We start from the raw sequence: 14,806 nt of genomic DNA on the forward strand, positions 1-14,806 counted from the left end.
CCGAATGAAAGCCTGTCCTCAGCATAGTACTGGGAAGGAGGGAGTGACCATCTCATTAAATAAAGCACGCTAAGCCGTAAGTAAGCGTGCTCCTGTGAAAGCCACAGCTAAAACTGCGTAGTACACATAGAGGTATTTTTTTCTAGATTTATATCGAATTTCGTTATCGAATTTCGCTTATTATTGATCAACTCGTTGCAGATCATGAAGGCGAAAGTATGACGAATAACCCTACCGATGACAGCAGACCATGGTCGGTCTTTCTTATTTTTCTGCGGCTTGGATTGACATCTTTTGGCGGCCCCATTGCGCACTTGGGCTACTTCCGCGCCGAATTTGTCACACGGCGGCGCTGGCTCTCCGAACGGAGCTATGCTGACTTGGTCGCGCTTTGTCAGTTCTTGCCAGGGCCTGCAAGCAGCCAGGTCGGCATAGCGGTAGGACTGTCTCGGGCTGGATACAGCGGGGCGCTGGCTGCTTGGGCTGGCTTCACGCTGCCGTCTGCCATAGCCTTGATCCTTTTTGCGCTCGGCATCTCCAGCTATGGCGATTACGTCTCGCAGGGCGCGTTGCATGGCTTAAAAGTGGTGGCTGTGGCCGTGGTCGCTCAAGCAGTATGGGGCATGGCGCGTAACCTATGCACGGATGGGCTGCGAGTCACCATCATGGCAATTGCTACCTGCGTCGTTTTACTTGTGCCGTCCGCGTGGGGACAGGTTGGCGTGATTGCTATCGCAGGCATCGCAGGCCGGTTATTGTTCAAGCCAGCGAAAGTTGTTGAGCATGACCCCCTACCTATCACGGTCAGTCACCGGGCCGGCGTGCTTTGGCTCTCGCTGTTCTTTGTCTTGCTGATTGGCCTGCCGGTGTTGGCCGAACTGATGCCAAGTCAAACCATGGCAATGGTGGATTCCTTCTATCGTGTCGGATCACTGGTGTTCGGCGGTGGTCACGTTGTGCTGCCATTACTGCAAGCCGAAGTGGTGCCCTCCGGCTGGGTCAACAATGAATCCTTTCTCGCGGGGTACGGGGCAGCTCAAGCGGTGCCCGGCCCTTTGTTCACGTTCGCCGCGTTTCTTGGTGCCTCGATGAACACCGCCCCGTCGGGCTGGATCGGCGGCATTGTGTGTCTGCTGGCTATCTTCGCGCCCTCGTTCTTGCTGGTCGTCGGATCAATGCCATTTTGGGAGCGTTTGCGCCGCAATACAGGCATCCAAGCTGCGCTGGCCGGGATCAATGCCGCTGTAGTCGGCTTGCTGCTGGCCGCGCTGTATCAGCCTGTATGGACTAGCGCCATCTTTCAGCCGCAAGACTTCGGCTTGGCATTAGTTGCCCTTGTCGCACTTATGTTCTGGAAGCTCCCGCCGTGGCTGGTTGTCCTCGGTAGCGGTGCAGCTGGGTGGCTGTTGAGCGTCGCTCTGTGAGGCACAAAAAATGACTGACAAAGACCTCTACGGCGGTTTGATCCGCCTGCACATCCTTCACCATGCAGCCGAGGAACCTGTCTTTGGGCTGGGGATCATCGAAGAGCTACGCCGACACGGCTACGAGATGAGCGCTGGCACCGTGTACCCGATGCTGCACGGCCTGGAAAAAAAAGGCTATCTGACCTCACGCCACGAACGCACCGGGCGACGTGAACGGCGTGTTTATGACATCACTGAACAAGGCAGAACTGCACTTGCTGATGCGAAAACAAAGGTCAAGGAGCTGTTCGGAGAGTTGGTAGAAGGTGGTTGAGTTTTTGCTTCTATGTCAGGTTGAGCTATGCCTCAGTCTGACAGTGATGAGTCGCAGGCGTTCGGATCGGCATCGGTTTCGCTCCCGGTCTTGGCGCGCGCCTGGAAGCGCTGATAGCACTCCAGCCCGCAGAAGTGCTCGACGTATTCCGCGCCTTCCGGGGTGAAGGCGGCATCGAGCGGGATTTCCTTGCAGCACACGCAGCAACTGGTGGCAGTCGGATCATTTGCATTCATGGTGGCACCCCTCCATTGACTGACGAAGACGGCGAATGCCGCCGCCGGCATCGGCTTGGCGAACAGGAAGCCTTGTCCTGTGTCGCAGTCCGCTTGTCGCAACAAATCAAGACTCGCCGATGTTTCCACGCCTTCGGCCACTACTTCCATGCCAAGCCCATGCGCAAGCTGAATCACGGTGCGCACGATGGTCTGGTCGCGGTGGTCGTTGGCGAGTCCGGCGACAAACGATTGGTCGATCTTGAGCGTGCTGATGGGGCAGCATTTCAGGTGTTGCAGGCAGGAATAGCCGGTGCCGAAGTCGTCGGCGGCGAAGCGCACACCGATCTGTCGCAAAGCTTCCAGGGCGGGGAAGATCGCCGGATCACCGAACGCAACCGATTCGGTCAGCTCAATTTCAAGATACGCGGCGGGCAACCCGGCATCGGCCAGCACGCCCTTTACCCACTTGTCGAAATCTGGCCCCACTTGGCTCGCCGAAACATTGACGGCCAGCCGGAACGGTTGCCATGCCAGCACCCGCCAGTCGCGCATTTGACGGCAGGCTGCGCCCAGCACCCATGCGCCGATTTCCGGCATCAGGCCGGACGATTCGATCACGGGCAGGAACTGGCCCGGCGGCAACAGTCCGAGCGTCGGATGACGCCAGCGCAACAGGGCTTCCGCGCCGACAATCTGCTCACTGCGCAAATCGACAATCGGCTGGTAGTGCAGCTCAAGCTGCCCGCGCTCGACCGCCTGCGCCAGTTGCGCCACTGTCCATTCAATTGGCTGGGAAGCGCTCATGATCGACCTCTGAAGGCCCGCAGCAGCCGCGTCACAGACAGGACAAACAAGCCGGTCAGCGTGAGGGCTGCAATACCCCAGTGCTCGCCGATGAACGCGCCGGCCGTCGTGCCGGCCAGCACAATGGCGAGAATCGGCAAATGACAGGGACAGGTGAGCACCGCCAGCGCACCCCACAGGTAGCCGGTGAACGGCTTGTGTGTCTCGGCCGGCATGCGCTCGGGGCTGTTCATGGCAAACTCTCCGCATGCTGTGCCGGCGCGGTCGGCATGGCGGCCAACTGCACTTCCAGATTGGCCAACGCTTCGCGCCGGCGTTCGACGAACTGACGCAGCACAGCAAGCTGCGCGGCAGTTTCATCGCAGTTCGCCGCATCCAGCGCCCGGCACAGCCGCGCCAATGCGCCGAGGCCGATGCCCGCCTCGAAGGCGGCCCGCACGAAGCACAGTCGCTGCAAGGCGGCGTCATCGAACAGGCCGTAGCCACCCGTGGTGCAGGCGACTGGCCGCAGCAATCCGCGCAGCAGGTAGTCGCGCACGATATGCACGCTCACCCCGGCATCAAGGGCCAGCCGGGACACCGTGTAGGCGTTCATCGAACACCTCCTTTTGGTCGGTTCACGGCAATGCATATACCGTTTCGCCGAGTTCAATCCGCGCGCTGCGAATCCGATGCCGGTGCCGTAGAACATTGGGTCGATATCCGATCACGGTGTCCTAGATGACATGGTCTGCAACAGATGTCGATTAAACTCCTGGCCCAAGCCGAAAGCCTCGTGGACACTGACGATCGCCAATCCTTCCAATCCTTGATGCTTGGAGGCCCAGTCTTCCGCCGTCGGGACAGATGCAAAGAAATGTACATGGCAACAGAAGGACTGACGAACGTCGGCTGCTTCCTGCGGCAATACCAAGGACACCGCCATGCCGGCAGGTTCGACAGCCTGTATCTCGCTGGGTGAAACCGTGAGTGAAACGGGTGCTCCGGTTGCAGCGCAATGCGATGAGACGCGAGCTGTACGGCCGATCAGCGCCGGAAATATCAAGGTGTCCAGCGCGCACCAGGCATACAGACGGCGGTCGTCAATTTCAAAGACATACGAAGTCTCGCGCAAGGTGAGGCCGTAGCCGATGATGTTCCCATCTTTGTCATATTCGGTACTGGTGGCCTGTTCGAGTACGGCGGCCACTCGCTCAGCGGGCCAGTCGAGAATCCCGGCAAGTGTCGTTCGTGAAACCGGACGCCCCTTGGCGAGTTCCCGCAGTAGCGGGACCAAGAGATCCGCAGTACCATTGGTACGATTGACCGAAGTGAGACGTTCTAAAATATATGGGGCGAGCTTCATGGTTCCATCTCCTTTCATCCTGCGCAGCAGGACAATTGTTTGACATCCTTGGTGAAGGTCTGCGCCGCGAGCTTCAGCCCCTCGACCATCGTCAGGTAGGGGAACAACTGGTCGGCCAGTTCCTGCACCGTCATGCGGTTGCGAATGGCGAGAACAGCCGTCTGGATCAATTCGCCGGCTTCCGGGGCGACGACCTGCACGCCGATGAGCCGTCCGCTACCTTCCTCGATGACCAGCTTGATAAAGCCGCGTGTGTCGAAGTTGGCAAGCGCACGCGGCACGTTGTCGAGCGTGAGCGTGCGACTGTCGGTTTCGATCCCGTCGTGATGCGCTTCCGCTTCGCTGTAGCCCACGGTTGCTACTTGCGGATCGGTGAACACCACGGCCGGCATCGCGGTTAGATTGATGGCAGCATCCCCTCCGGTCATGTTGATCGCGGCACGGGTGCCGGCCGCTGCCGCCACATAGACGAATTGTGGCTGGTCCGTGCAGTCGCCGGCCGCGTAAATGTGTGGCGTGCTGGTGCGCATGCCCTTGTCGATGACGATGGCACCCTGCGCATTGACGGTGACTCCCGCCGCGTCGAGTGCCAGGCTGCGCGTGTTCGGTGTCCGTCCGGTAGCGACCAGCAGCTTGTCGGCACGTACTTCACCGTGTCCCGTGGTCAGCACGAATTCGCCGTTCACATGCGCGACCTGGCTGGCTTGCGTGTGTTCCAGTACCTTGATCCCTTCGGCACGGAAGGCCGCTGTGACGGCCTCGCCGATGGACGGGTCGTCGCGGAAGAACAGCGTGTTGCGAGCTAGGATCGTGACCTGGCTGCCCAGCCGGGCGAAGGCTTGCGCCAGTTCCAGCGCGACCACCGACGAGCCGATCACGGCTAGGCGTTCGGGAATGGTGTCGCTGACCAAGGCCTCGGTCGAAGTCCAGTAGGGTGACTCTTTCAGGCCCGGAATCGGCGGCATGGCCGGACTGGCACCCGTGGCGACCAGGCAGCGGTCGAACATCACGACGCGCTCACCACCCTCGTTCAAACTAACGATAAGGCTCTGGTCGTCCTTGAAACGCGCTTCACCGTGCAGAACGGTGATGGCTGAATTGCCGTCCAGGATGCCTTCGTACTTGGCATGACGGAGTTCTTCGACACGGGCCTGCTGCTGGGCCAGCAGCCGCTCGCGCAAGATCGTCGGCGGTGTGGGTGGCATGCCGCCGTCGAATGGGCTTTCCCGGCGCAGATGGGCGATGTGGGCGGCGCGGATCATGATCTTGGACGGCACACAACCGACGTTGACGCAGGTGCCGCCGATGGTGCCGCGCTCAATCAGCGTGACCTGCGCGCCTTGCTCGACGGCCTTCAGTGCTGCCGCCATCGCGGCTCCACCGCTGCCGATCACGGCGACTTGCAACGGGCGCTCGCCGCCGCTGCCCTTGTCGACGGCACCCATCCAGCCGCGCACCTTGTCGAACAGCCCAGTGCGGTTGTCGGTCGGCGGGGCATCGGCGAGCATCGCTTTGTAGCCCAGGCCAGCCACGGCGGCGGTCAGTGCGTCCGGCGCTGTGCCTGGATCAAGGGCGAGCTGGGCCGCGCCCTTGGCATAGGACACTATGGCAGATTGGACGCCGGGTACTTTTTCCAGCGCTTCCTTGACGTGCGCCGCGCACGAGTCGCAGGTCATGCCGGTGATTTTTAGATGGGTCATGCGACAGATCCTTTTTCGTTTGTGGTAGCAGACAAGGGCGTCAGATGTGCTGCGCTGCCGTTTTCAGTGCCTCACTTCTTGACGCTGGACGGATAGCCCGCGTCTTCGGTGGCCTTGGTCAGCTTCTGCACGCTGGTCTTGGCATCATCGAAGGTGACAACCGCTTCGCGTGTCTCGAAGGTCACGTTAACTTTGCTGACGCCTTCGACCTTGGAAATCGCCTTCTTAACGGTGATCGGACAAGCGGAGCAGGTCATGCCCGGTACGGACAGCGTGACGGTCTGGGTGGCGGCCCACACGGGGGCAACAACGGCAGCGATGGCGAGAGAGGCAAACAGTTTTTTCATGATGAACTCCTGTGATTAATAGAAAAATGGCATGACGTAGGGAAATCCGAGCGCGACCAGAACCAGCGCGGCCACGACCCAGAAAATGAGCTTGTAAGTAGCGCGCACTTGGGGAATCGCACACACATCCCCTGGTTTGCAGGCTTGCGCCGGTCGGTAGATGCGCCGCCAGGCGAAAAACAGCGCCACCAACGCCGCGCCGATGAAGATCGGGCGATAAGGTTCCAACACCGTCAAGTTGCCGATCCAAGCGCCGCTGAACCCCAGGGCGATCAGAACCAGCGGCCCCAGGCAGCAAGCCGAGGCGAGGATGGCGGCTAGCCCGCCAGTGAAGAGCGCCCCGCGCCCGTTTTGAGGTTCAGACATACGCTTGTCCTTTCAAATCTGGATTGGATAGCTTAAGCTTACTTCCGTACCAATGTACGGAGTCAAGCGATATGGAAAAAAATTTGGAGAATCTGACTATTGGCGTTTTCGCCAAGGCGGCCGGGGTCAACGTGGAAACAATCCGGTTCTATCAGCGCAAGGGCTTGTTGCCGGAGCCGGACAAGCCCTATGGCAGCATCCGCCGCTATGGCGAGGCGGATGTGACGCGGGTGCGCTTCGTGAAATCAGCCCAGCGGCTCGGATTCAGCCTCGACGAGATCGCAGAGCTGCTGAGGCTGGATGACGGCACCCACTGCGAGGAAGCCAGCAGCCTGGCCGAGCACAAGCTTCAGGACGTGCGCGAAAAAATGACCGACCTGGCGCGCATGGAAACCGTGCTATCCGAACTTGTGTTCGCCTGCCATGCGCGGCAAGGGAACGTTTCTTGCCCGCTGATTGCTTCGCTGCAAGGGGAGAAAGAGCCGCGTGGTGCCGACGCGGTGTAGCCGAGGGTAGTTACGCCTTAGCGTGCTTTATTTAATGAGATGGTCACTCCCTCCTTCCCGGTACTATGCTGAGGACAGGCTTTCATTCGGAGAACTATCATGGAAAACATTGCGCTCATTGGTATCGATCTGGGTAAAAACTCTTTCCATATTCATTGCCAGGATCGTCGCGGGAAGGCTGTTTACCGTAAAAAATTTACCCGGCCAAAGTTGATCGAATTTTTGGCGACATGCCCCGCTACAACCATCGCAATGGAAGCCTGTGGCGGTTCTCACTTTATGGCACGCAAGTTGGAAGAGTTGGGGCATTCCCCAAAGCTGATATCACCACAATTTGTCCGCCCGTTCGTTAAAAGCAATAAAAACGACTTTGTCGACGCCGAAGCTATTTGTGAAGCTGCATCGCGTCCGTCTATGCGTTTTGTGCAGCCCAGAACGGAATCTCAGCAGGCAATGCGGGCTCTGCATCGTGTCCGTGAATCCCTGGTTCAGGATAAGGTAAAAACAACCAATCAAATGCATGCTTTTCTGCTGGAATTTGGCATTAGCGTTCCCCGAGGAGCTGCCGTTATTAGCCGACTGAGTACCATTCTTGAGGATAATAGTTTGCCTCTTTACCTCAGCCAGTTATTGCTGAAATTACAACAGCATTATCACTATCTTGTTGAGCAGATTAAAGATTTGGAATCCCAGTTGAAACGAAAGTTGGACGAAGATGAGGTTGGACAGCGCTTGCTGAGCATTCCCTGCGTCGGAACACTGACAGCGAGTACTATTTCAACTGAGATTGGCGACGGGAAGCAGTACGCCAGCAGCCGTGACTTTGCGGCGGCAACAGGGCTTGTACCTCGGCAGTACAGCACGGGAGGTAGGACGACATTGCTGGGAATTAGTAAGCGAGGTAATAAAAAGATCCGAACTTTGTTGGTTCAATGTGCCAGGGTATTCATACAAAAACTGGAACACCAGTCTGGCAAATTGGCCGATTGGGTCAGGGATTTACTGTGCCGGAAAAGCAACTTTGTCGTCACTTGTGCTCTGGCAAACAAGCTGGCCAGAATAGCCTGGGCCCTAACGGCACGACAGCAAACTTATGTAGCATAACGGCAGAAATACACCGGTTTAAAGAATTACTGATCTGGTTTTGCGAATACTGATATTGATGATACTAACGGCCCACCGGCCTGTTGAGGAACCTGTAAAACGGAAAGGCTCATTGAAGCCGTATATTTTCTGGAGGTTCATCAGGCGCGGAACTCATCGAGGCGCGGGAATAAAATCCCATTCAGACGCCGGATAGATTCAAGCAAGCCAACTTGTCGTCAAAATCGGTGTTGCAAAAACGGGAGTGACCATAGATTCCGTTTTCTGAGACGACCCCTTGTAGGATTGGCTGTATCTGGGGACACTATAACCGTCAAAGAAGCCGGTTTGGTGTTGGTCATTGGGGTTATCCTGTGGATCTATGGTATAATCTTAACCAAGGTCAGCAATTCCTAAGGGGGTCAAATGGACGCTTTCACATTAGGCATGTTGGGGTTGCTCATTTTTTTCACTGTCGTCACTGGCGGCAGTCTGTATCTCTACCATGAGAAACAGAAGGAAAAAAAGCATCACAACGCCTAAAGAGTAACTGCGACAATGAACGTAAAGGCCAGCAATAGCTGGCCTTTTTTTATACTTGCAGTTTGAGGTGTTACATGTCACGATAAGGTAAGTGTGACATGTAACGGAAAAGGTGATTTTTTGAAAGTATCCAATGAAGATGCTCAGGCTACGGCGATCTATCTCCTCAGAGCTGCTTCGCGCCCAGCTTTCTGGCGTGACGTCCCATTCGATAAGAAACTTGAAGCCGTGGACAGCCTGAACAGCATAGGGCGATCACCATCAGAACTCACTGAATGGATTAATAAATACCTGACAGCAGAGCAAATCAATAAACTCGGGACATCAATTAGGCAACGTCGCAGAAGGGGATATGGTGTTGGTAAAAGCATAACTATAAGCGATAAAGCCCACAGGATTTTGAAGCGGTTGTCAGAAGTCGATGGTTGCAGTTTGTCAGAAGTGATCGAGAAACGCCTAGCCCGAGCTTATAAAAATACATGGGACCATAAATAGAGTGACACTAGGGGTTGCATTTTTAAAACCCGTGATAGCATCTAAATGAACCCAAACGAATAGGGGGGCTGGCGGCGATGCCGACCATTATCCCGACAATGGAGAAATAGACCATGATGACATTGACTACCGTCTCGAAGAAAACTTCAAATAATTCAGCCCTTGTATTCTGGCGCGTTGGTACAAAACGGAAAGGCATCCTTGATGTCCATATTGATTTTGACCACGAAGAAGCGGATCTTTTGGCTGAGCTCGTAGCCATTCGCTATCTGGCGCTGGACAAACAGGTTTTTTGCAGAGAGCCAGGTGCTGGTGCTGGTTACAAGCTGGTGGTATCCAAAGGTGCAATCAAGAAGCTGGCGCTGGGCAAATCCACCAAGGCTTTTGCTTTCAAGTTTGCGGCTTGCCTCACTGGGCGTTTAAAGGGCGCTACTATTGAAGTCTCGCAGAGCATGGAGTTTATGGATGAGCCGGGAGAGGGCAACATTGAGCTCCTCGATGTGGACAAGCAAGCCTATACCCAGACCCATGACGAAATATCTACACCTGCCATTGGCCCCGTCCTGGTTACTCAACATGCCATCGATCAGTATCAGGCCCGGATAACCTCTGGAGACCCTAAAAAACCGTGGGCCTCACTTGTTGGCCGCCTCCAGCATCCAGAGTTACAGGTTCAGCCCTTTGACGAGAAAGTGGCTCGCCATAAAGCCAGAAAGTATGGCCGCGTAGATAACGTGGAAGTCTGGGGCCATAGAGATTCCAAGTTCAAGTACCTGATGGTGATCAACGACGACAACCAAAAACGTGTTCTTGTCACAGTGTTTGAGCGAAATGAGTAACCTGCTTCTCATTTGTTCTGAATACACAACCTCTCCAAATCACGTATTCATACCCTAAAAGGGCAATAACGCAGTCGTTGATAACGACTCTCCCACCTGAAAATAGCTCCAGCATAAAAACTGGAGCTGTAAATGAGATCGAGACCTTCCCTTTTACTGATGCGAAACCTGCGGTCATTGGCCGTTGTGGTGCTCGCAACTTTGCCATGCGTTGCTTTTGCACAATGGCGGGTTGTAGCCGTGAGCACCGAAGTAGACAAAATGCGCTTCAACACCATCATAGACGCGCATTCCTTCATGAAGAATTATCGCTCTGGTGAGGAGCAAGGGAAGGGAACGCCAGTTGGGGATGCGCTTTATCCGGTTGCCAGTTATGGTGATGGCCGTTATGTCTCCAGGATCTGTTTTAAGTATCTAGGTGCTACTGGCGATTATGACCCCACTACCTGCACTGGCGACCCAGCTACGGTCTACTGGCGCTCAACCTATGTTCTGCCGGGTGAGATGGATAAAACACCGTTCCTGGACAGGGATCTCGGCTTACCAACAACGACCATGTGTGTAGGGAACCCTATCCATCTTGGCACCGGCAACAAGTTCCAGGCTGAACTGGATTATCAAAGCGGAGGCTCCGACCCTTTCACATTCACCAGATACTACAATAGCCACCTTCCTGATGAAGAGCTCGGCGGCTGGCGGCATACCTACTCGCGGAGCGTCGAGGTCAACGCCTCGAAGTACGGTGAGAACATGGTTGTCCTGCACCGGCCAGAAGGGCAACAACTCGCGTTCTACAACTCGTCCTCTGTCTGGGTGCCAACATGGAAAACCGATGATACCTTGACGAAGGATGCTACCGGCTGGCGCTACACTCAATCTGACGGGGTAGTCGAGGCCTATGATGAAACCGGACGACTGACCGGCATCGAGAAGCCCAACGGCAATCACATCACCCTGAGCTATCTGAACGGAGAGCTATCCTCGATCACTGACGGCTTTGGCCGCACCATCCAGTTCCAGTATCAAGATGGCCGCATGGTCAGTGTCACCGATCCTGCTGGTGGCAGTATTCAGTACCAGTACAACAGCGCTGGCAAGCTGGCGGAAGTGATCTACCAGGACAATACGAGCCGCAGCTATCTCTACGATGACCCGAATGCACCGGGTTTGCTCTCTGGGCTGGTGGACGAGAACGGCAACCGTTTCGCCACATGGGGATATGATACTCAGGGGAGAGCGGTTCTAAGCGAACACGCCGGGGGCGCAGAGAAAACTCAGGTAAGCTACAACGCTGACGGAAGCGTCTCTGTCACCAATGCCCTCGGCCACGTTCAGCGATACACCTACAGTCGCCACAATGGGATGCTCAAGCCTGATGTGGTTGAGGGTGCGCCGTGTACCGGCTTTGTGGGCGGCAAGGAAACCTACGTCTACGACAGCAAAGGCCTCGTCTCCAGCATTACTGACCGCGCTGGGCAGAAGCGCACGTTCACCCATAACGACCGGGGATTGGAAACCACCCAGATAGACCAGGACGGGGGTAAGGTTACGACCGACTGGCTTCCTTCCAAGTCGCTCCCGGCAAAAATCACAGAACCAACCAGGATCACTGAGCTCACCTACGACACTCATCTCCGGGTGATAAGCCGCAAGGTCACTGATCGCAGCTCGGGCGCTTCCCGGACATGGACCTACACCTATGCCCCTGTTGGTACAGGAAAGCCGAGCCTGTTGGCCTCGGTTGATGGTCCGCGCACCGACGTCAGCGATGTTACGACATTTGACTACGATGACCAGGGCAACCTGATCCGGACAACGAACGCGCTGGGGCAGGTGACGCAGTTTGGTGACTACGACGCGAACGGTCGCGCCGGGACCATTCAGGGTGTCAATGGTGTAACCCAAACCCTCACCTATGACGCCAGAGGAAGACTTGTCAGCTCCACTGGGCCAGAAGGAACCACGGTCTACAACTATGATGCTGTGGGCCTCCTGAGTTCGCTGACCAAGCCAAATGGTGCAACCGTCAGCTATGAGTACGACGCTGCACATCGGCTGGTGGCGGAAACAGATGCACAGGGCAACCGGCGCGAGCTTGAGCTCAATGACCTCGGGAACCCAGTAGAAGAGCGACTGCTCGATGCGCTGGGCCAGACCCGTTGGATAGAGCGCCGGATCTTCAACGAAATCGGCTGGCTCTCCAGTGTCTCCGACGCCTATAGCAATCAGTCATCGTTTTCCTACGATGTGGTGGCAAACCTGATACAGGAGACCAGTCCCTCTGGTAACACACACTCCTACAAGTACGACGGCTTCCATCACCGGACACAAACGACCGATCCCCTCGGGAAGGTCACGCAGGTGCTCTACAAGGATACCGGCGATGTTTACCGTGTCTCCGACCCTCGTTCGCGCCTGACCTACTACAGCTACAACGGCTTTGGCGAAGTGACCCAGGTCCGGAGCCCGGACACCGGCACCACCGACATTACCTATGACGAAGCCGGTAACGTGGCAACGCGCAAAACGGCCAAGGGGCAAACCACAAGCTACAGCTATGACGCGCTGAACCGGATCATCGAAACCTCCAGCGATGTCGCTGGCGAATCGCCAATTCTGTACGGGTACGACGAAGCAACCTCACCATACGGCATAGGCCGCTTGACCTCAGTCGATGATGGCAACGGTGTCCGGAGATTTGGCTACACCCCCGAAGGATGGCTGGCTTACGAAACCTGGGAAACCCACGGGCAGAGCCTGACTACCCAGTACCAATACGATGGTGCAGGCCTCGTCACGAAGATCACGTATCCCAGTGGCCGTGAGGTCTCCTACACCCGTGACTCAGCCGGTGACGTCATCGAGGTGACAACGACACAAGCAGGCACCACAACAAACCTGGCAAGCCAGATTGAGCGAGCGCCCTTTGGCCCCGTCACCAGTATGGTCAGAGGGAACGGCATTTCAGAAAGCCGCACTCTGGATCTCGATTACCGTGTCACCGGCATCGACGCTGCTAGGGTGCATTCGCTGGTCTATCGGTACACGCCAGACTCGTTGATTTCAGCCATAGACGACAATCTCAGCTCATCAGTCAATCAGTCACTCGGTTATGACGCGGTTGGCCGCATCACCTCTGCTGAGGGGATCTATGGCGTTTTGGGCTATGGCTATGACGCCACCGGCAACAGGACCTCGATCACGACCGATGGCCTGAGCCAAAGCTACACCATCAACTACATGAACAACTGGTTGGTGAAGGCCGGGCAAACCTCCAGAAGCTATGACGCCAATGGCAACCTGACGAAGCAGGGGGCGGATACCTTCACCTATGACAGCCAGAACCGGCTGGTGGCCGCAACGGTCGCGGGAGTGACTGTAAGCTACACATACAACCATCTGGATCAGCGTGTAACCAAGACCCTAAACGGGCATACCCGGCTGCTGGTTTACGACCTGGCAGGAAACCTCATCGAGGAGCTGGACGCGGCCACTGGAGACGTGCTGGCGGAGTACATCTGGCTCGATGGGACACCCTTGGGCTTTGTTCAGTCAGGACAGACCTACCAAGTCCACGTCGATCACCTGGGCACCCCGAAGGCACTGACCGACGTCAGCGGCCAAGTCGTTTGGAAGGCGAGCTACAGCCCGTTCGGTAAGGCCAGCATCATCATCCAGGGGCCAACCTTCAACCTGCGATTCCCAGGACAGTATTACGACGCGGAGACCGGGTTCCACTACAACTGGCGGCGTTACTACGACCCAGCGACCGGGCGGTACATTACCAGCGACCCTCTTGGCCTGATCGATGGAGTAAACACCTACGGGTATGTGCATGGAAACCCTATGTCCAATACCGACCCGACGGGTGAATTTGCGTTTGTTGGTGCAGGTATTGGAGCTGGGTTGGAGCTACTTAGCCAACTAATCGAAAATAATGGGAGTTGGAAATGTGTTAGTTGGTCAAAAGTTGGAATCGCCGGAGCGATTGGGGCTATAGGTGGCGGCTGGGCGTCAGGAGTTTTCAGACATGCCAGCTCCGGTAAATCGTGGTTCAAATTAAGCCAAAAATGGAGCAATGTCTCACCCAGAGTAAGGAAAGTTCAAGGGGTTCCACGAGGTAATGAGCTTCACCATTGGGCTATTCAGAGAAATGGCAAGTTTGGCAAATATGTTCCTGACTCAATAAAAAACCATCCTTGGAACTTGAAGTCCATTCCAAGAGATATTCACCAAAACATTCACGGCAATGGACCTACCCCATATAGCGCATTTGGTCGTTGGTGGCACGGGACGCCTGAATGGGCAAAAGTAGCTCAAGCCTCTCCTGTTAGTGGTGGTTTAGCTGATTCAATAAATGATGAGGGATGCGGTTGTGCAAATTGAATTTCCAGCGCTGCTTGTGAGCAGCAAGAAAAGGTCGCTCTTCGTAGTGGCATCAGAATCCGAGTTCGGGAAATGTACTATTCAGTCTTTGAGGAACGGTTATTTTGAGCTGATGGACATTTATGATTCGGAAGGTCGTCACTACAAAATAGACGAGGTTGCGAGCTACAAGCCGCTAAGTCCATTCTGGTACTGGCCTGTAGAAATTGTGATGTATGGTTCTCGACTGTTTAAGGCTAATTTCAATGCTGTTCTTATCTCTAATCTGGATTGCAAGGAGTTAAAATCTGAACTTTGTGATTTGGCTAAAAAGTACAGAAGTAATTTGGATTCCGGCGTCGGAATTGAAAAGATTATGGAGGAAATGGAGTCTGCCAGAACAATTAAAGAATTGATAAAGGTTTTTGGCTAGTTATTCATTGAATACGCTGGTG

The 14,806-nt window shown here is 55.6% G+C and carries 15 protein-coding genes; 8 read left to right on the forward strand and 7 right to left on the reverse strand.

Translation table 11 applies throughout. The annotated features are described in order from the left end of the window. Window positions 1-218 precede the first annotated feature (218 nt). Together chrA and R7Q11_RS17625 are read left to right on the forward strand one after the other, a co-directional pair. Complete coding sequence (chrA, locus tag R7Q11_RS17620) at window positions 219-1,424, forward strand: chromate efflux transporter (RefSeq protein ID WP_000184001.1); 1,206 nt, start codon at window positions 219-221, stop codon at window positions 1,422-1,424. 10 nt (window positions 1,425-1,434) lie between these two features. After that, on the forward strand, window positions 1,435-1,740 hold the full coding sequence (locus R7Q11_RS17625; RefSeq protein WP_000130000.1) for a PadR family transcriptional regulator: 306 nt from the start codon (window positions 1,435-1,437) through the stop codon (window positions 1,738-1,740). Window positions 1,741-1,772: 32 nt separating this feature from the next. Here R7Q11_RS17625 and R7Q11_RS17635 read toward each other — a convergent pair whose 3' ends face one another. The 7 genes from R7Q11_RS17635 to R7Q11_RS17665 form a co-directional block, all read right to left on the reverse strand. Continuing rightward, the gene (locus R7Q11_RS17635) at window positions 1,773-2,762 is read right to left on the reverse strand and encodes a DUF3330 domain-containing protein (RefSeq protein ID WP_001276635.1); all 990 of its coding nucleotides are present in this window, start codon (window positions 2,760-2,762) and stop codon (window positions 1,773-1,775) included. Next, the gene (gene merE, locus R7Q11_RS17640) at window positions 2,759-2,995 is read right to left on the reverse strand and encodes a broad-spectrum mercury transporter MerE (protein ID WP_001087810.1); all 237 of its coding nucleotides are present in this window, start codon (window positions 2,993-2,995) and stop codon (window positions 2,759-2,761) included. The genes R7Q11_RS17635 and merE overlap by 4 nt, the downstream gene beginning before the upstream one ends. Then, window positions 2,992-3,357 carry a mercury resistance co-regulator MerD gene (gene merD, locus R7Q11_RS17645; RefSeq protein WP_000995361.1) on the reverse strand — a complete coding sequence of 122 codons (366 nt, stop codon included), beginning with the start codon at window positions 3,355-3,357 and terminating at the stop codon, window positions 2,992-2,994. Before merD ends, merE begins: the two co-directional genes overlap by 4 nt. A gap of 111 nt (window positions 3,358-3,468) precedes the next feature. Then, window positions 3,469-4,107, reverse strand: a complete 639-nt coding sequence (gene merB, locus R7Q11_RS17650) for an organomercurial lyase MerB (RefSeq protein WP_000761850.1) — start codon at window positions 4,105-4,107, stop codon at window positions 3,469-3,471. A 14-nt stretch (window positions 4,108-4,121) separates the two neighbouring features. Continuing rightward, window positions 4,122-5,807 carry a mercury(II) reductase gene (gene merA / locus R7Q11_RS17655; protein WP_109883233.1) on the reverse strand — a complete coding sequence of 562 codons (1,686 nt, stop codon included), beginning with the start codon at window positions 5,805-5,807 and terminating at the stop codon, window positions 4,122-4,124. A gap of 71 nt (window positions 5,808-5,878) precedes the next feature. Continuing rightward, the gene (gene merP, locus R7Q11_RS17660; RefSeq protein ID WP_000732290.1) at window positions 5,879-6,154 is read right to left on the reverse strand and encodes a mercury resistance system periplasmic binding protein MerP; all 276 of its coding nucleotides are present in this window, start codon (window positions 6,152-6,154) and stop codon (window positions 5,879-5,881) included. A gap of 15 nt (window positions 6,155-6,169) precedes the next feature. Further along, window positions 6,170-6,520 carry a mercuric transport protein MerT gene (locus R7Q11_RS17665; protein WP_001294666.1) on the reverse strand — a complete coding sequence of 117 codons (351 nt, stop codon included), beginning with the start codon at window positions 6,518-6,520 and terminating at the stop codon, window positions 6,170-6,172. 71 nt (window positions 6,521-6,591) lie between these two features. Between R7Q11_RS17665 and R7Q11_RS17670 the strand changes: the two genes are divergently transcribed. From R7Q11_RS17670 to R7Q11_RS17705, 6 genes are all read left to right on the forward strand, one after another. Continuing rightward, window positions 6,592-7,026, forward strand: a complete 435-nt coding sequence (locus R7Q11_RS17670) for a mercury resistance transcriptional regulator MerR (protein WP_000414383.1) — start codon at window positions 6,592-6,594, stop codon at window positions 7,024-7,026. Window positions 7,027-7,125: 99 nt separating this feature from the next. Next, window positions 7,126-8,130, forward strand: coding sequence for an IS110-like element IS4321 family transposase (locus tag R7Q11_RS17675; protein WP_000427623.1), 1,005 nt, complete (start codon window positions 7,126-7,128; stop codon window positions 8,128-8,130). Window positions 8,131-8,772: 642 nt separating this feature from the next. Next, on the forward strand, window positions 8,773-9,147 hold the full coding sequence (locus R7Q11_RS17690) for a hypothetical protein (protein WP_000868820.1): 375 nt from the start codon (window positions 8,773-8,775) through the stop codon (window positions 9,145-9,147). Between the two features lie 113 nt (window positions 9,148-9,260). Continuing rightward, on the forward strand, window positions 9,261-9,986 hold the full coding sequence (locus R7Q11_RS17695; protein WP_000988731.1) for a hypothetical protein: 726 nt from the start codon (window positions 9,261-9,263) through the stop codon (window positions 9,984-9,986). Window positions 9,987-10,118: 132 nt separating this feature from the next. Then, the gene (locus R7Q11_RS17700; protein ID WP_001257735.1) at window positions 10,119-14,372 is read left to right on the forward strand and encodes an RHS repeat-associated core domain-containing protein; all 4,254 of its coding nucleotides are present in this window, start codon (window positions 10,119-10,121) and stop codon (window positions 14,370-14,372) included. Continuing rightward, complete coding sequence (locus R7Q11_RS17705; protein ID WP_001165345.1) at window positions 14,362-14,784, forward strand: hypothetical protein; 423 nt, start codon at window positions 14,362-14,364, stop codon at window positions 14,782-14,784. Before R7Q11_RS17700 ends, R7Q11_RS17705 begins: the two co-directional genes overlap by 11 nt. Window positions 14,785-14,806 lie beyond the last annotated feature (22 nt).

Source organism: Vibrio sp. 970 (genome assembly GCF_033339075.1).